The following is a 15613-nucleotide window of genomic DNA, read 5'->3' as shown; positions in this document are numbered from 1 at the left end:
TTGAACGAGACTGACGCCATTGCGGGGAAGCAGGGGGAGCACGGTCCGTTGTCACCACCTCCGCCGTCTTCCTCGGGCTTGACCCGGGGATGACGGCGGAAAAGTTTCCATACACCGCCTTTGGAAGCGAGGACGGCGAGTGTGGCGAACCCGCGCCATCGGATGACGGGGGCTGGATTTGCGAAGTCAGAACTCCGTCCAGTCATCACCCTTCACGGCCAGCGCCGCATTGCCATGCTTGGCCATGGGGCGGGGCCGCGGCGGCGCGGCGACCGGTGCGGCCGGAGCGCGCACAGGACTTGCGGCGCGCCGCATCTGCCGGGCCGTCTCCCGTAACGTCAAGGTCTGCTGGCCGAGCTGGAATTGCGCCAGCAGCGCCTGCAGGTTGGCGCATTCCTGCGCAAGCCCCGCTCCGGCGGCATTCATTTCCTCGACCATGGCGGCATTCTGCTGCGTGGCCTGATCCATGTGATTGACGGCGGTGTTGACCTCGGAGAGACCTGCCGACTGTTCCTGCGCCGCCGTGGCGATGGCGTCCATGTGGCTGTTGACGGAGAGCACCAGCTGCTCGATCTCGGAGAGGCCGATGCCGGTATCGGCGACCAGCTTCACGCCTTCGCCGACGGCGACCGCCGAGGCGTTGACGAGCTGCTTGATTTCCTTTGCGGCATTGGCGGAACGCTGCGCCAGTTCGCGCACTTCCTGCGCCACGACGGCAAAGCCCTTGCCGGCCTCGCCCGCCCTTGCGGCCTCGACGCCGGCATTCAGCGCCAGCAGGTTGGTCTGGAAAGCGATCTCATCGATGACGCCGATGATCTGGCCGATCTGGCGCGACGAATCTTCGATGCGTTCCATGGCGGAGACGGCGTTACGCACCACCTTGCCGGAAAGGTCGGCCTTGGTGCGCGCTTCACGCACCGTGTCGCGCGCGGCGCTCGTGCGCTTCGAAGTGGCGGTGACATTGGCGGTGATCTCCTCCAGCGCCGCGGCGGTCTCTTCCAGCGAGGCGGCCTGCTGCTCGGTGCGGCGGGAAAGGTCGTCGGATGCGGACGACACTTCGTGCGCGCCGCCATTCACCGCCTGCACGGAGTTGCCGACGCTGGCCAGCGCCTCGCGCAGCTGCACGACGGAGCTGTTGAAGTCATGCCGCAGCGTCTCGAATTGCGGCGCCAGCGGCGTGGCGATCTCGCAGACCATGTCGCCGGAGGCGAGACGGCGCAGGCCGCCCGCCAGCGAAGCGGTTGCCTGGTTGAGCCGGTCCTCGGCTTCGGTCTCGGCACGTCGCTGCAATTCGAAACGGTCACGCTCGGCCCTGTCGCGATTGGCATCCGCCTGCGCCTCCAGCTCGCGGTTGCGAATGGCAGCCTCGCGGAAGACTTCCACCGCGCGGGCCATCTCGCCGATTTCGTCGCCCCGCCGGGCGCCGGGCACATCGATGGTGAGGTTGCCGCTGGACAATTCCATCATCGCCCGGGTCAGATGGCTGATCGGGCGGGTGACGCGGCCGATAATGACGCCGAGGCAGAGAATGCAGACGCCGAGGGTCAGGAGGAAGGCCGCGAGATAGATCAGCGCGCCGACAAAGGCGTCCTGCCTGGCCTTTTCGGCATTGGCATTGAGAATATCCATCGCTTCGGAGGCGATCTTCGCAACCGTATCGAGATTGGCCGTGACGGTATTGCGCCAGGTGTCGATGGTGAAGGCCGGCGGGCGGCCATTATTCAGGTCGTCGATCAACTTCGCACGCTGCGTGACGAAATCGCCTTTGAAATAGGTCCGGTCGGCCACGGCATAGATATCCTTCAACGCCTGCGGCGTCGATTCATGCGCGACGAGGTCGCCGGTGGCTTTCCAGGCAAAGGCCGCACCGGCATCGAAATTGCCGAGCTGCTGGGTTTCCTGCGGGGTCAGCGGCCGCTGCTGGGCCACGACCGCATTGATGACGACGGTGGCGCTGCCGCCGAGCGCGCGCGCCGACCAGCCGTAAGACCGCAACTGGATGAGCCCGGTCAGGCCCTGGTCCAGCGAACGGACCTCGCCTTCCACCGCCGTCGATCCCGTTTCAAGCGCGGTGAGAAACTCCTGACCGAGTGAAAGCACCGTCTTGTCCAACCCGTTCTCGCGACGGTCGAGCGGCAGGGTGACGTTAGCGTCGACCTTTTTGCGCAGCTCCAGGAATTGCGCGTAAATATCCTTCACGCGGCCGAGCGGCGTCTGAAGGCCGGTCTGGTCGAGCGCGGCGGACTGTTCAAGGAAGGCCTGCATGGCCGCATCCACCTTCTGGCGCGACGCCTGGACGCTGGCGATGGTATTGGCCGTCTTGGCCGGATCGACGGTCAGCGCCGAGGCGCTGTTGCCGCGCTCGCTGCGAAAGTTCAGCAAGGCGTTAAAAAGCAGCCTGTCGAGCGAAACGAGCTGCGCCACCTCTGAAAAACTGCGGGCGCGCTGCACGGATTGCAGCATGCCGTTGCCGACGAAGCCGGCCAGCGCGATGCCGACGAGGAGAAAAAAGCCCACAAGTATATTGCGTATGCTGAAAGACATTTGGCGGCCCCCACTAGCCCAAATCGATAATGCCGCAAGCTAGCGCGTGGTCCTCTAAAATTGGATTAAATTCCCCCTCGATTTTTACGGGAAATCATGGACTCTCCAAACGAGAGGCCGCGGCAGGCAAGCCCGCCGCGGCCTCTCGAAAAACGGATTTACCCGACCTTAAACGTCTGCGCCGAGACGCGCCCAGTCCATGTAGAGATCGAGCGCCTTGCGGGCGACGGGGCCGGCCTGCAATTCGCGGTCATCGAGCTTCACCACCGGCGACACCTTCGAATAATTGCCCGAGCAGAAGATTTCGTCCGCCTCGCGGAAATCCTCGACCGAAAGCGTCGCTTCCCGCACTTCGAAACCGGCCTGGCGCAGGAGGCCGATCACGCGCGAACGGGTGATGCCGGCCAGAAAGGTGCGGTTCGGAACCGGGGTCAGGACGACGCCGTCCTTGACCATGAAGATGTTGGCCGAAGCGGATTCGGCGACATTGCCGTTCATGTCGCGCATCAGGGCATTGTCAAAACCGCGCGAGCGGGCTTCCAGAATGGCGCGGCCGCTATTGGGGTAAAGGCTGCCGGCCTTGGCGTCGGTCATGGCGGTTTCCGGCGACGGACGGCGCAATGGCGACACCGTCAGCGTCAGCGGCTTGCCGGCATCCATCGGCGCCTCGAACAGGCACAGGGCAAAACGCGTGGAATTGGCGTCCGGCGCAACGACGCTGCCGGGCATGCCATGTTCGGCCCAATACATCGGCTTGATGTAGATCGCCATCTTGCCGTCGAATTTCTTGACGCCTTCCAGCGCCAGCGCCTCGATCTCTTCCGCGGTCATGGTCGGCTTCATGCCCATATTGGCGGCCGAGCGGTTGATACGCTGGCAATGCAGATCGAGATCGGGCGCCACGCCATCGAACCAGCGCGCGCCGTCGAACACCGTGGAGGCCAGCCACATGGCATGCGAGGTCGGGCCGATGAGCGGCGGATTGCCGGGCAGCCATTGACCGTCAACATAGGTCCAGGTGGTTGATCGGGGGGCGGTATCGACGCTCATTACGGTCTCCTGTCTTCAGCGTTTGCGCCTGGCGAAAACGCTCCGTCTTTTTCTCTGGTCGCATTTCCGGGCGCAAAACGGTTTTACACTTCTGCCGGAAATGGGTTGTTTCTTCCCTGCGCATCTCCGGACGTAAAACCGTTTTACACTTTGCTGGACATGCTTTGGAAAATCGGCCGGAGTGAATGCCTCCGGCCGGGCGAGGTCAAGTTTTAATTGCCGCGATTTCTGATTTTGATGGAAAATAACAAAGTGACGCCCCGGAAAAGATGTTTTATGAGGCGAAACAAAAGGTTGATGAATAGGTTCATCACAATAATTCATGCGTCGGATGATGGCGGGTAGATTTCGCCCATGCGATGCTTGAGGGGCCGCAACGCTTCGGCGCATCTCCGCTTCAAGCGGAATCGCCGGCCGTATTGCGGTTTTTATTCTTACGCATTGTCCGGACGTAAACCGCCGCGCCGATTTACCCGACATGCTCTGGCAGGAGGAAATCATGGCATGGTCGGCCCAGCAATATCTGAAATTCGAGGACGAGAGGACGCGTCCCGCGCGGGACCTTCTGGCCCAGGTGCCGCTGGAGCGGGTGCTGAACGGTTATGATCTCGGCTGCGGGCCGGGCAATTCCACCGAGCTTCTGACCGACCGCTACGGCGTCAATGTCATTACCGGCATCGACAGCGACGACGACATGCTGGAAAAGGCGGCGGACCGGCTGCCGAATACGCGCTTCGGCAAGGCCGATCTTTCCGACTGGCGGCCGGCGCAGAAGGCCGACCTGCTTTACGCCAACGCGGTTTTCCAATGGGTGCCCGATCATCTTGCCGTGCTTGCGCAGCTGATGGACCAGCTGGAAAGCGGCGGCGTCCTGGCGGTGCAGATGCCGGACAATCTCGACGAGCCGACACATCGCGCCATGGAGGAAACCGGTGCGGGCGGCCCGTGGAAAGACACGTTTGCCGGCGGCAGATTGCGGCGCAAGCCGCTGCCCGCGCCGTCCGACTATTTCAACGCGCTGGCGCCGAAATCATCCCGTGTGGATGTGTGGCACACCATCTACAATCATCCGATGAAGGATGCCGGAAGCATCGTGGAATGGGTGAAGGGCACGGGGCTGCGCCCCTATCTGGCCGCCGCCGGCGAGGAAAACCGTGACGCTTTCCTCGCCGATTATACGCAGCGTATCAAGGCGGCCTATCCGCCCATGGCCGACGGCCGGCTGCTGCTGCGCTTCCCCCGGCTTTTCGTGGTGGCGGTGAAGGCGTAAGGCATAAGATGCGGCAAGCGATTGTCGCATTCGGGTGCATCCCACCCTCATTGCGGTGCGCGTCGGCCGGCGCGCGCCTGCGACATCCTTAGACTTGTTGCGGGGAACAGCGATGAGGAGCGCGCGGAGGCCTGCCCTGGATCTGGCCGAGGCCTGAACTCAGCCTGCCTAGCCAGCGAAAGCATAGACCCGGAGGCGATGGCTGTCGGGGTCGGTCGCGGTGAAGGTGTAACCGAATTCCATGCGCGTCGGCTGTTGTGGAATGGCGATGCCTCTAGCCTTCCAGTCCGCAAAAATCCTGTCCACCTGCGCATCGTTTTCGACCCGGAAGGCAAGCTCGCCGCCGCCGCCCGTCACCGCCGCCTTCGGCTCCACCGTGTGCCGCGACCAGAGGCCGAGCTTCATGCCATTGGCAAGCACGAACAGGGAAAAGGTCGGGGAGGATTCAACGGGATCGGCCCGCAGAAGAGCCTTGTAAAATTCCGTGCTGGCCGGCGGATTGTCGACATAGAGAATGGTGAAATCGGGGTGGGTCATGGTCGTTCTCCTGTGTTGCGAATGAACGGTTTCTAGACCCCTATGCTGTCAGTTTTTGTCAGCATGACCGCGTCGCCGCTGTTTTTCGCGCTCGCGCCATTCTTTCAGCAGGGCCTGGCGGCGGCGGCCGTAGCGGGCGTCCAGAGGACGGAAGCTTTCAATGCGGTCGGCCCGGAAGCTGCGGAAATCCTGCCGTGTCTCGCACCACGCCAGCACCACCCGCACCAGATCAAAAAACGCGAGCGCAAACGGCCAGATCACCCGCTCCGTCAGCTCTCCCTTTTCATCGCGATAGGTCATCGCCACCTTGTCCTGCCTGCGGATGGTCTCGCGAATGGCCGCCAGGTCGACATGGACGGCCACCGGACCCTGTCCCGGCCCGACGAGAAGCGTGGAATTGTCGAGTTCCTCGCGCAGGCCATCGGGCAGAACGGCGGCGATCTTGACGAGCGCGGCGCAGGCGGCCTCGGCCAGCCCGGCATCGGCGCGGCCCGCGACCCAGCGCGAGCCCAGCACCAGCGCCTCGATTTCCTGCCCGGAAAACATCAGCGGCGGCAAAAGGAAGCCGGGGCGCAGCACATAACCGACGCCCGCCTCGCCCGCGATATCGGCGCCCTGCGCCTGAAGTGTCGCTATGTCACGGTAGAGCGTGCGCAGGCTGACACCGGTCTCGGCGGCAAGAACCGCGCCGCTGACCGGCATGCGGCGGGAGCGCAGGACCTGCAACAGGTCGAGAAGCCGTTGTGAGCGCGACATGCGATATCTCCTCCCGTCCGCCTGTTCAAATCCACACCGCACTATGATCTTCTGCATCCGACTGTTATCGCCGCGCAGCACCGCCCGCAATGGCACGCCTGGACAATTGCGTCGAAACGCTTTGAAACCGATCGCTTCGATACCAGTTAATGGAAGACGGCTTCCCGCCCGGCATTTTCCACCGGCCATGTTTTCAGCAAGCAGGAGAGACATCCCATGTATGACGTCAGCGCGAATGGCGCGAATATTCCCGCCCTGGGTTTCGGCACCTTCCGCATTCCGGAAGATGATGTGCGGCGCATTTTGCCGGCAGCGCTGAAACTCGGTTTCCGCCATGTCGATACCGCGCAGGTCTACAAGAACGAAGGCGCCGTCGGCGAGGTCATCGCACAGTCCGGCATTTCCCGGCACGATATCTTTCTCACCACCAAGGTCTGGGTGGACCGCTTCCGCCACGACGATTTTCTCGCCTCCGTCGATGAAAGCCTTGCAAAGCTGAAGACCGACCATGTCGATCTGCTGCTTTTGCACTGGCCGAAAAGCGAGGTGCCGCTTGCCGAGCGGATCGGCGCGCTGAACGCGGTGCGCAAGGCCGGCAAGGCGCGCAATATCGGCATTTCCAACTTCAATGTGGCGCTGACCGAAGAGGCGGTGACACTGTCCGATACGCCGCTTGCCACCAACCAGATCGAATATCACCCCTATCTCGACCAGACGAAGGTGATTTCCGCCGCGCGCAAGCACGGGCTTTCGGTGACCGCCTATTATCTGATGGCCGACGGCAAGGTGCCGAACGATCCCGTGCTCAAGGATATCGGCGCGAAACACGGCAAGACCGCCGCGCAGGTGACCCTGCGCTGGGCGGTGCAGCAGCCCGATATCGTGGCGCTTTCCAAGACGGCGACGGAAAGCCGCCTGAAGGAGAATTTCGATATTTTCGACTTCGCGCTGTCGGACGAGGAAATGCGGGCGATCCATGCGCTTGCAAAACCGAATGGCCGCATCGTCAGCCCGGGCCACCTCGCGCCCGATTGGGACGACTGAGGCGGCGGGGCCATTCGGTCCCGTTTATCTCTCGATCAGGGCCAGCTTCGCACCCAGCGCCACGAAGGCGGCGGCGAAGCTGCGCCTCAGCCAGGCGAGGACGGCCGGGCGGGATATCACCTGACGCCGGACCGAGGCGGCAAAACAGCCATAGAGCGCAAAGACCAGAAACGTCATGGCCATGAAGATCAGCCCGAGATCGATCATGCGCCCCGCCGGCGAAACCTCGTCAGGCGCGATGAATTGCGGCAGGAAGGCGAAAAAGAAGATCGACAGTTTCGGATTGAGGAGGTTGATCAGGATCGCCTCGCCGATGACGCGCGCGGCTTTCCGGGGCTCCCCGGTATCGTCGATCGTCAGCGCGCCGTCCTGCCGCAGCGTGTTCCACGCCATGTAGAGCAAATAAGCGACCCCCAGATATTTGACCACGCCGAAGGCCAGCGCACTGGTGTGCAGGATCGCGGCAAGGCCGGTGATGGCGGCGAGCAGATGCGGCACGATGCCGAGCGTGCAGCCGAAGGCCGCGATGACGCTCGCCCTCGCCCCCTGCGAAAGACCGGCGGCCAGCGTGTAGACCACGCCGGTGCCGGGAGAGGCGGCGACGATGAAGGAGGTGATGAGGAATTCGGGTGTCATGATGCGAGATTGTCCTTTTGGGGTGAAGGACTGGAGCATGATGATGCGCCGGGCGGGTGTCTTGGATGAAATTGCAGCATTGGTGCTTGGAAGCCGGTGCCAAAGTGGCAGGCTACGGTGCCGACCTAGTCCGGTCCCGTCCGGTTCCGTTCATTCCAGCTCACTCCTCTCCCCCTCATTCCTGTGCTTGTCACAGGAATGAGGGGGAGAGGTGCGTCCCGCGCTTCCCTTGGAACCCAAGGCTGCTGCACAAGGCCGTTCCCCTTTTGCCTAACCTGCCTTACGAAAGCGCCGCCCGATAAACCGCCGGCGTCACCCCGAATTGCCGCACGAAAACCCGGTTGAGATGGCTCTGGTCGGCAAAACCGGCGGCAAAGGCTGCCTCGGCGGGCGGCGTGCCGCCGGCCAGCGCGTGGCGCGCCAGATGGATGCGCCGCTGGAGAAGATAGCTGTGCGGCGTGAGCCCGGTGGTCCTGGCGAAAGCGCGCAGGAAGCGGAACTGGCTCATGCCGGCCTGCCCGGCCAGATCGGTGAGCCGGAACGGCCGGGCGGGGTCGTCATCGATACTGCTTTTCGCGCGTCTTATGGGGTCGGGCGCAGCCATGGCAGGCGATTTCGCCACGGTCTCCATTGCTCCCGCCAGAAGCATCAGCAGGGTCTCGTCGCCATGAAGCGTTTCACCCGGCTGTTCCTTTGCCGTCATGGCTGAAAACACAGCGTTGAACCGCCTTGCCAAAGGCCTTGCATCAACGGGATAGGGAAATTCGAAAGAGCCGTGATCCTTCTCGCAGACATCGGCAATGGCATCGCGGACGATATCGATGTCGAGATAGAGCATGCGCCAGGCGCGGCCACCCTCCCCGAGCGGAATGCCGTCATGGACCTCGCCCGGATTGACGGTGATGACATGGCCGGCGCCCGCCTCCACCATGCCGCGGCCGGACAGCGATTTCTGCGCGCCGCGTTCGATGAGGCCGATGCCGAACTGATCGTGCATGTGGCGCGGAAAGGCGCGATCGCTATCCGCCGCCACGGCGGCGACGCCGGGCATGGTGGTTTTCGGCATCAGGAACCGGCCTTGGGCCATGAAAGCGCGCGCTCCGCGGATAAGAGCGCGACGCTATCACAGGATGTACCTATGCGACAGATGCCGGCGCTCAAGGATGCATATGGTTGATCATGGCGAAGACCTGATCGAAATTGCCGTTCTGCGCGGCAAAACGCAAAGGCTTGCAACGTTCGACCACCACTTCCTTCTCATCCGGGCGGTTCTTGAGAATATCCATCACTTCGGCAATGAAGGCGTCGAGCGGCATGGCCCTTTCATCGCTCGCCTGGCCCTCGCCCATCAGCGTCGTCTGCACATAGGGCGGCACGATTTCGATGACCTCCACCGGCGTCTCCCTCAGCTGCTCGCGCAGCGCGACCGAATAGGCGTGGATGGCCGATTTGGTGGCGCTGTAGGTGGGGGTCAGCACCATGGGCACGAAAGCGAGACCGGAGGAAACCGTCAGCACGGTGGCGGCGGGCTGTTTCAGGAAATGCGGCAAAAGCGCCGCCGTCAGGCGGATGGGTGCGAGGAGATTGGTGGCTATGGTTTCTTCGGCTGTCTCCAGATAGTCCGGCGCGGCGGCGATGTCTTCAGGCCGCATGATGCCGGCATTGTTGATGACGGCGTTGAGGGTGGGATGGGCCTGCACCAGAGCTTCGGCGAAAGCGCGGATGCCCGCGGCATCCGTCGCATCCATCACCATCGAGGCCATGCCGGGATTGGCGGCCGTCACCTCGTCCAGCACGCTCTGGCGGCGGCCGGAAATGATGACCCTGTTGCCGGCCTGATGAAAGGCTTCCGCCAGCGCCCGGCCAATGCCGGAACCGCCGCCGGTGATGAGAATGGTGTTATCCGCGATTTTCATGGGAGCATCCTTTGCTTGTTGGCTGAAAGGAAGTTAGCTATTATACTCTCCAATCGAAAGTAGGCACCCAAAAGATTTATACTTACCCAATGGAGAGTGTAAGATGAAACGGCACGCCGCCGACCCGGCCATAGAGAGCCGGCGCAAGGTTCCGCCGCCCACGGATACCGATCCGGTGATAGAGGCGCTGGTTCAGGACATCATTGCGAAAGTGGCCGACAAATGGACGATGCTCATACTGGAAGTGCTGGAAGAGCACGGCACGATGCGTTTCACGCAGATCGGCAAGCAGGTGGGCAATATCAGCCAGAAGATGCTGACGAAAACGCTCCGGCAAATGGAAAGCGACGGGCTGGTGCGCCGCACCGTGCATCCCGTCATTCCGCCGCATGTGGATTATGACCTGACTGAACTCGGCCGCACGCTGGGCAGCGCCTTTTGCGGCGTGTGGATATGGGCGGAAACGCACCATGCCGAAATAGAAGAGGCGCGGCGGCGGTTCAACGAACAGCCGCCGCGCCCTGCTATTGAATAAATCGCACACGTGCGGGCGCGTCAAAGCGAGCCGCTGTAAACGACACAAAAGGTGGATACGTCAGCGCAGCCTCCCCCACCCTCATTCCCGTTCCCCGGAACAAGCCCGGGGATGTCACAGGGATGAGGGAAGTCGAAAAATACCTCAGGCGAACTGGCTGAGGCCCGGAACCGAGGCGATCACCTGATCGACAACCTCATCGCCCGCATGCTGGCGGGCCACCGCGATGGTTTCCTTGGCGAGCGTGGAAATCTCGCTCATGCCGAGGCCTTGGCTCATCAGCTGCTGGCCAAGACCCATGATGCCGCCGCCGCCGATGGCGCTCATCAGGCCGCCGAGCAAACCGCCGCCGCCGCTGCCCTCGCCATTATACTGGGCGACCAGATCGCTGGCGCCGGGGATGGCTTCGATCATCCGGGCGATCGGGCCGTCGGCCGCTTCGCGCTGGAGAAAACCGAGAATCATGCCAACGGCCTTTTCGGCCAGTTCAGGGTCAATGCCCGCCTTTGCGGCGATCTGATCCACGACTTCGTTCATTCTTGCCTCCTGTTGAAAAACGACGCCAACACCGAATAACTGACGTTAACGTCAACGTAAAACAATATGATGCCGCATTCAAGCGGCGGGCGGGCGGGCGCCGCAACTTTCATCCGGCGGTTTTTCTTCATCGCCATCAAGCAGTTGTTGCGCCTTGAAACTGTCCTTATAAGATCATCACAACCAAACTATGAAAAGGCCGCTTCCGCGAGGAAGGGTCACGGAATGCCAGTTACGCTTTTAATTGGGACATGGCCGTTGCGAAATCCACCGGGATTTTGAGGGTCATGCGTCAGCCGCAGGAGAAAATGGTCGATGTTGCAGGACGGACAGCTCTATATCGGCACCAGCCGCAATCCGGACGACAGCCTGAACAAGGGCGAATATCTGGAACTGAAATTCGGCAACCGCCATGGCCTCATCACCGGCGCGACCGGAACGGGCAAGACCGTGACGCTGCAGGTTCTCGCCGAAGGTTTTTCCAAGGCCGGCGTTCCGGTCTTCTGCGCCGATATCAAGGGTGACCTTTCCGGCATCGCGGCCGAGGGCGAAGCGAAAGACTGGGTGCAGAAACGCGCCGAGCAGATCGGCTTCACCGATTTTTCCTACGGCAAGTCGCCCGTCATCTTCTGGGATCTCTACGGCGAAAAAGGCCATCGCGTGCGCGCCACCATCGCCGAAATGGGGCCGCTGCTGCTCGCCCGGCTGATGGACGCCTCGGAAGCGCAAGAAGGCGTGCTCAACATCGCCTTCAAGATCGCCGATCAGGGCGGGCTGCCGCTGCTCGATCTCAAAGACCTGCAATCGCTGCTGAACTACATGGGCGAAAACGCCACGGAGCTTTCCAACCAGTTCGGCCTGATTTCCAAGTCCTCGGTCGGTTCGCTGCAGCGCGGGCTGCTGGTTCTCGAACAGCAGGGTGCGGCCAATTTCTTCGGCGAACCGGCGCTGAAGATCGCCGACATCATGCGTGTGGGTACGGACGGACGCGGCACGGTTTCGGTTCTCGCCGCCGACCGGCTGATGATGAACCCGCGCCTTTACGCCACTTTCCTGCTCTGGATGCTCTCGGAACTGTTCGAAGAACTGCCGGAAGTGGGCGACCCGGAAAAACCGCGTCTGGTGTTCTTCTTCGACGAGGCGCACCTGCTGTTCAACGACGCGCCGAAGGTGCTGGTGGAACGCGTGGAACAGGTCGTTCGGCTTATCCGCTCCAAGGGCGTGGGCGTCTATTTCGTGACGCAGAACCCGCTCGACGTGCCGGAAACCGTTCTCGCACAGCTCGGCAATCGTGTGCAGCACGCGCTGCGAGCCTATACGCCGCGGGAACAGAAGGCGGTGCGCACCGCGGCCGACACCTTCCGCCAGAACCCGGCCTTCAACACCGCCGACACCATCACCACGCTCGGCACCGGCGAGGCGCTGATTTCGACCCTGCATGACAAGGGCGCGCCTTCCATCGTGGAACGCACCCTCGTGCGCCCGCCATCGGGCCGTGTCGGGCCGCTCACCGATGCGGAGCGCAAATCGCTGATCGATGTGAGCCCCGTCGCCGGCCAATATGACAAGGATATCGACCGGGAATCGGCCTTCGAAATCCTCGCCGCCCGCGCCCAGAAAGCAGCCGAAGCAGAGGCCGCCAAGCGCGCCGAAGAGGAAAACGCCGCCAACCAGTCCGACAACGCTTCCGGACGCTGGCGCCTGCCCGGTTTCGGCGACGAAGAGCCCAAACAGGCCTCCACCGGCGCGCGCAATGGCGGCACGCGCAAGACCGGCTACCAGCGCGAAACGGTGATCGAGGCGGCGATGAAAAGCGCCGCCCGTTCAGTCGCGACCTCGGTGGGACGCGCGATCGTGCGCGGGATTTTGGGGAGCTTGAAGCGGTAAATATGGCTTGAAGCACCTATAAGGGTCGGGTGCGCGCCGCGTGTTTCCTCTCCCTGAGGGGAGAAGCCCGCGGCAGCGGGATGAAGGCGCCGAGCTCTGCGCATATCTCTGCCGTCGCCCCGTCATCCGACCCTTCCGGCCACCGTCTCGCCGGCGGGGAGAAGAAACATGCCGCGCCGTGGCGCCGCCCGATCACTCCGGCCGGCCGCAAAACCCATTGCCTCCCGTCGCCGCCGCTGCTAATCATCCAACAGTTCAACCCGTATCGGAAAGGAGGCTTCGCATGGATATTTCCTGCTTTTGGCGCTACCGCCAGATCCGCCACCTTTCCGCCCTGCAGATGCGTTTGCAGGGCTGACCGGACGGACGACATCTCTGGTTTGCCCTAAAGGCCGCGCGGAACGCAGCTCGTCTGCCATCGCGCCTATTTTCACGACGGATCATCGCGAACCGGTCGCCCCTGCCCGCACGGCGCAGGCGCGCCTTCGTCGATGGCCCGTGCCGCCAGAGATAAATCATGACCCTCATCACGCTTCGAAACCTCGGAATCATTCTGGGCAAACCGCTTTTTTCCAATCTCAGCCTCACCATTCATGCGGGAGACCGTATCGGCATCGTGGCCGCGAATGGCTGCGGCAAATCCACCCTGCTCAATTGCCTGGCCGGGGAACTGGATGCCACCAGCGGTGATATCACCCGGCTGCGCGGGCTGACGCAGTCCATCGTCCACCAGCACCTGCCCCCGGCCCTTCTGGAAACGACCATGCGCGAGGCGGTGCTGTCCGCCCTGCCGGCGGATGTGATCGACAGCGACAGCTGGCGCGCCGATATCATCCTCGACGACATGGCGGTGCCGGAAAGCTATCGCCACCGCCCGCTGCAGGCGCTGAGCGGCGGCTGGCAGCGGTTCGCCATGCTGGCGCGGGCATGGATCACCGCGCCGGATATTCTCCTTCTCGACGAGCCGACCAACCATCTCGACCTCGAAAAGATTAGGATGCTGGAAGGGTTTCTGCAACAATTGCCGCGGGATACGGCGGTAGTCACCGTCAGCCACGACCGCGCCTTTCTCGACAATGTCACCAAAACCACGCTGTTCCTGCGGCCGGACAATTCCTCGCTCTTCCGCTTGCCCTATGGCCATGCGCGAAGGGCGCTGGAAGAGGAGGACGCCGCCGATGAACGGCGTTTCGAACGCGACATGAAGACCGTGCAGCAATTGCGCCGGCAGGCGGCGAAGCTCAACAATATCGGCATCAATTCCGGCAGCGATCTCCTGACCGTCAAGACCAGGCAGCTGCGCGAGCGCGCCGAGAAGCTGGAGGAAAAAGCGCGGCCCGCCCATCAGGAGCGATCCGCCGGAAAGATCCAGCTCGCCAATCGCGGCACGCACGCCAAGGTTCTGGTGACGCTGGAGGATATCCCCGTCTCGACACCGGACGGAACATTGCTGTTGCGCACCGGCCGGCAGTTCATTCGCCAGGGCGACCGCATCGTCATTCTTGGCCGTAACGGCGTCGGCAAGACGCGGCTGGTCTCGCTTATGAAGGCAGCGGTGGCGGCTGACGGCGAGGCGGTCGAGGGCATCAAGGCCACGCCCTCGCTGGTGGCCGGATATATCGACCAGTCGCTCGCCGACATCGACGGCGAGCGCACGCCGCTTGCGCTCATCACACGCCGCTTCGACCTTGGCGACCAGCGTGCGCATGGCTTGCTGGCGGGTGCGGGCATCGACATGGAAATGCAGAAACGCCGTGTCGCGTCGCTCTCCGGCGGGCAGAAGGCGCGGCTCGCCATGCTGATGTTGCGCCTGACCGAGCCGAACTTCTATCTGCTGGACGAGCCGACCAACCATCTCGACATCGAGGGGCAGGAAGCGCTGGAGAGGGAAATCACCGGGCGTGAGGCCAGTTGCGTGCTTGTCTCGCACGACCGGAGCTTCGTGCGGGCGGTCGCAAACCGTTTCTGGCTGATCGACAAACGCCGGCTGGTGGAGGTCGATGATCCCGAAGCGTTTTTCGCCTCCGCCTGACGCGTCCCGAAACGATTGCCCCTCCCGCCGGCTGAATGGCGGGAGGGGCGGATATTCTTATTTCTTCTGCGATACCAGCGAGAAATAGGCGCCCTGCGGATCAATGCAGTTGACGATCCAGCTTTCGCCGGGAACCTCCATCGGACCGTTGAAGACCTTGCCGCCACCGGTGCTGACACGGGTAACGGCGTCCTCGATGCCATCGACATTGAAATAATAGCCCCAATGACAGACGGGCATTTCCGCCATGCGTTTCATCATGCCGCCAACGCCCTTGCCGCCATGGGCGAAGATGCGATACGGCCCCATCTCGCCCATGTCGAAATCATGGTCCCTGGTCCAGCCGAACACATCGGCGTAAAAGGCCATGGCCTCATCGACATTGTCGGTGAAGAGTTCGTACCAGCCGACATGGCCCTGCTTGGCCTGCATATCCTCGGGAAAACCGCCGGTGTCCATCGGCAGCGGCGTCATGATGCACAGCACCGCACCGAAGGGATCGGCTACCACGGCAAAACGGCCGATTTCCGGAATATCCTGTGGCGGGCGGCGGATGGCGCCGCCCTTTGCCGCAAATTGCGCCGCCGTCGCATCCACATCGTCGACATCGACATAGGCGGTCCAGTTCGGCGGGATGCCCTGCCCCTTGTGCTCCTCGATCAGTTCCATGACGCCGCCCATGCCTTTGCCGTCGGCCTCCAGCACCAGATAGGGCATTTCCGGCGAACCGAAATCCTTGGTCTGCCAGCCGACGACATGACCATAAAAGCGGGCGGCCGCCTCCATGTCAGGCGTCATCAGCTCGACCCAGATGAATTTTCCATGTGTATCGGACATTGTCGTCTCCTCCGGAGATTTGGGCGTCTCTG

At 62.7% G+C, this 15613-nt stretch carries 14 protein-coding genes; 5 read left to right on the top strand and 9 right to left on the bottom strand.

All coding sequences use genetic code 11. The features are described from left to right. Positions 1 to 186: 186 nt before the first annotated feature. Both ACI2KA_RS08265 and ACI2KA_RS08260 read right to left on the bottom strand, forming a co-directional pair. Positions 187 to 2544 carry a methyl-accepting chemotaxis protein gene (locus ACI2KA_RS08265; RefSeq protein WP_404500943.1) on the bottom strand — a complete coding sequence of 786 codons (2358 nt, stop codon included), beginning with the start codon at positions 2542 to 2544 and terminating at the stop codon, positions 187 to 189. A gap of 168 nt (positions 2545 to 2712) precedes the next feature. Further along, positions 2713 to 3594: a branched-chain amino acid aminotransferase gene (locus tag ACI2KA_RS08260; protein ID WP_404500941.1), complete on the bottom strand. Its 882-nt coding sequence runs from the start codon at positions 3592 to 3594 to the stop codon at positions 2713 to 2715. A gap of 499 nt (positions 3595 to 4093) precedes the next feature. Between ACI2KA_RS08260 and tam the strand changes: the two genes are divergently transcribed. After that, entirely contained in the window at positions 4094 to 4864 is a 771-nt protein-coding gene (tam, locus tag ACI2KA_RS08255) for a trans-aconitate 2-methyltransferase (protein WP_404500939.1), read from the top strand. A 168-nt stretch (positions 4865 to 5032) separates the two neighbouring features. On the opposite strand, the gene ACI2KA_RS08250 is transcribed toward tam, so the two are convergent. Together ACI2KA_RS08250 and ACI2KA_RS08245 are read right to left on the bottom strand one after the other, a co-directional pair. Further along, positions 5033 to 5401: a VOC family protein gene (locus ACI2KA_RS08250; protein WP_404500937.1), complete on the bottom strand. Its 369-nt coding sequence runs from the start codon at positions 5399 to 5401 to the stop codon at positions 5033 to 5035. Between the two features lie 48 nt (positions 5402 to 5449). Next, complete coding sequence (locus ACI2KA_RS08245) at positions 5450 to 6157, bottom strand: helix-turn-helix transcriptional regulator (protein ID WP_404500935.1); 708 nt, start codon at positions 6155 to 6157, stop codon at positions 5450 to 5452. A 216-nt stretch (positions 6158 to 6373) separates the two neighbouring features. On the opposite strand from ACI2KA_RS08245, the gene ACI2KA_RS08240 reads away from it, so the two are divergent. Then, complete coding sequence (locus tag ACI2KA_RS08240) at positions 6374 to 7201, top strand: aldo/keto reductase (protein ID WP_404500933.1); 828 nt, start codon at positions 6374 to 6376, stop codon at positions 7199 to 7201. Positions 7202 to 7225: 24 nt separating this feature from the next. Here ACI2KA_RS08240 and ACI2KA_RS08235 read toward each other — a convergent pair whose 3' ends face one another. The 3 genes from ACI2KA_RS08235 to ACI2KA_RS08225 form a co-directional block, all read right to left on the bottom strand. Next, positions 7226 to 7837, bottom strand: coding sequence for a LysE family translocator (locus ACI2KA_RS08235; protein WP_404500931.1), 612 nt, complete (start codon positions 7835 to 7837; stop codon positions 7226 to 7228). Positions 7838 to 8117: 280 nt separating this feature from the next. After that, positions 8118 to 8924, bottom strand: coding sequence for an AraC family transcriptional regulator (locus ACI2KA_RS08230; protein ID WP_404500929.1), 807 nt, complete (start codon positions 8922 to 8924; stop codon positions 8118 to 8120). Positions 8925 to 8994: 70 nt separating this feature from the next. Further along, on the bottom strand, positions 8995 to 9753 hold the full coding sequence (locus ACI2KA_RS08225) for an SDR family oxidoreductase (RefSeq protein WP_404500927.1): 759 nt from the start codon (positions 9751 to 9753) through the stop codon (positions 8995 to 8997). Positions 9754 to 9856: 103 nt separating this feature from the next. On the opposite strand from ACI2KA_RS08225, the gene ACI2KA_RS08220 reads away from it, so the two are divergent. Further along, on the top strand, positions 9857 to 10288 hold the full coding sequence (locus ACI2KA_RS08220) for a winged helix-turn-helix transcriptional regulator (protein WP_404500925.1): 432 nt from the start codon (positions 9857 to 9859) through the stop codon (positions 10286 to 10288). 144 nt (positions 10289 to 10432) lie between these two features. On the opposite strand, the gene ACI2KA_RS08215 is transcribed toward ACI2KA_RS08220, so the two are convergent. Then, a complete protein-coding gene (locus tag ACI2KA_RS08215) occupies positions 10433 to 10825 on the bottom strand; it encodes a hypothetical protein (RefSeq protein ID WP_404500923.1) in 393 nt (130 codons plus the stop codon). A 315-nt stretch (positions 10826 to 11140) separates the two neighbouring features. Between ACI2KA_RS08215 and ACI2KA_RS08210 the strand changes: the two genes are divergently transcribed. Both ACI2KA_RS08210 and ACI2KA_RS08205 read left to right on the top strand, forming a co-directional pair. Then, on the top strand, positions 11141 to 12712 hold the full coding sequence (locus ACI2KA_RS08210; RefSeq protein WP_404500921.1) for a helicase HerA-like C-terminal domain-containing protein: 1572 nt from the start codon (positions 11141 to 11143) through the stop codon (positions 12710 to 12712). A gap of 517 nt (positions 12713 to 13229) precedes the next feature. Then, positions 13230 to 14744, top strand: a complete 1515-nt coding sequence (locus ACI2KA_RS08205; RefSeq protein WP_404500919.1) for an ABC-F family ATP-binding cassette domain-containing protein — start codon at positions 13230 to 13232, stop codon at positions 14742 to 14744. A gap of 57 nt (positions 14745 to 14801) precedes the next feature. Here the strand turns inward: ACI2KA_RS08205 and ACI2KA_RS08200 are convergent, their stop codons facing one another. After that, entirely contained in the window at positions 14802 to 15581 is a 780-nt protein-coding gene (locus tag ACI2KA_RS08200) for a VOC family protein (RefSeq protein ID WP_404500917.1), read from the bottom strand. Positions 15582 to 15613: the final 32 nt, after the last annotated feature.

It is taken from the genome of Agrobacterium sp. NPDC089420, assembly GCF_044900305.1.
Lineage (GTDB): Bacteria > Pseudomonadota > Alphaproteobacteria > Rhizobiales > Rhizobiaceae > Agrobacterium.
The sequence above is the reverse complement of the archived record's forward strand: the minus strand, read 5'-3'. Positions and strand labels throughout refer to the sequence as shown.

What these genes read in the sequence shown, in the direction of transcription:
- ACI2KA_RS08245 (WP_404500935.1), bottom strand. Translation starts at nt 6,157, where the DNA reads ATGTCGCGCTCACAACGGCTTCTCGACCTGTTGCAGGTCCTGCGCTCC.
- ACI2KA_RS08205 (WP_404500919.1), top strand. Translation starts at nt 13,230, where the DNA reads ATGACCCTCATCACGCTTCGAAACCTCGGAATCATTCTGGGCAAACCG.
- ACI2KA_RS08240 (WP_404500933.1), top strand. Translation starts at nt 6,374, where the DNA reads ATGTATGACGTCAGCGCGAATGGCGCGAATATTCCCGCCCTGGGTTTC.
- ACI2KA_RS08220 (WP_404500925.1), top strand. Translation starts at nt 9,857, where the DNA reads ATGAAACGGCACGCCGCCGACCCGGCCATAGAGAGCCGGCGCAAGGTT.
- ACI2KA_RS08250 (WP_404500937.1), bottom strand. Translation starts at nt 5,401, where the DNA reads ATGACCCACCCCGATTTCACCATTCTCTATGTCGACAATCCGCCGGCC.
- ACI2KA_RS08230 (WP_404500929.1), bottom strand. Translation starts at nt 8,924, where the DNA reads ATGGCCCAAGGCCGGTTCCTGATGCCGAAAACCACCATGCCCGGCGTC.
- ACI2KA_RS08210 (WP_404500921.1), top strand. Translation starts at nt 11,141, where the DNA reads ATGTTGCAGGACGGACAGCTCTATATCGGCACCAGCCGCAATCCGGAC.
- ACI2KA_RS08225 (WP_404500927.1), bottom strand. Translation starts at nt 9,753, where the DNA reads ATGAAAATCGCGGATAACACCATTCTCATCACCGGCGGCGGTTCCGGC.
- ACI2KA_RS08215 (WP_404500923.1), bottom strand. Translation starts at nt 10,825, where the DNA reads ATGAACGAAGTCGTGGATCAGATCGCCGCAAAGGCGGGCATTGACCCT.
- ACI2KA_RS08235 (WP_404500931.1), bottom strand. Translation starts at nt 7,837, where the DNA reads ATGACACCCGAATTCCTCATCACCTCCTTCATCGTCGCCGCCTCTCCC.
- ACI2KA_RS08260 (WP_404500941.1), bottom strand. Translation starts at nt 3,594, where the DNA reads ATGAGCGTCGATACCGCCCCCCGATCAACCACCTGGACCTATGTTGAC.
- ACI2KA_RS08200 (WP_404500917.1), bottom strand. Translation starts at nt 15,581, where the DNA reads ATGTCCGATACACATGGAAAATTCATCTGGGTCGAGCTGATGACGCCT.
- ACI2KA_RS08265 (WP_404500943.1), bottom strand. Translation starts at nt 2,544, where the DNA reads ATGTCTTTCAGCATACGCAATATACTTGTGGGCTTTTTTCTCCTCGTC.
- tam (WP_404500939.1), top strand. Translation starts at nt 4,094, where the DNA reads ATGGCATGGTCGGCCCAGCAATATCTGAAATTCGAGGACGAGAGGACG.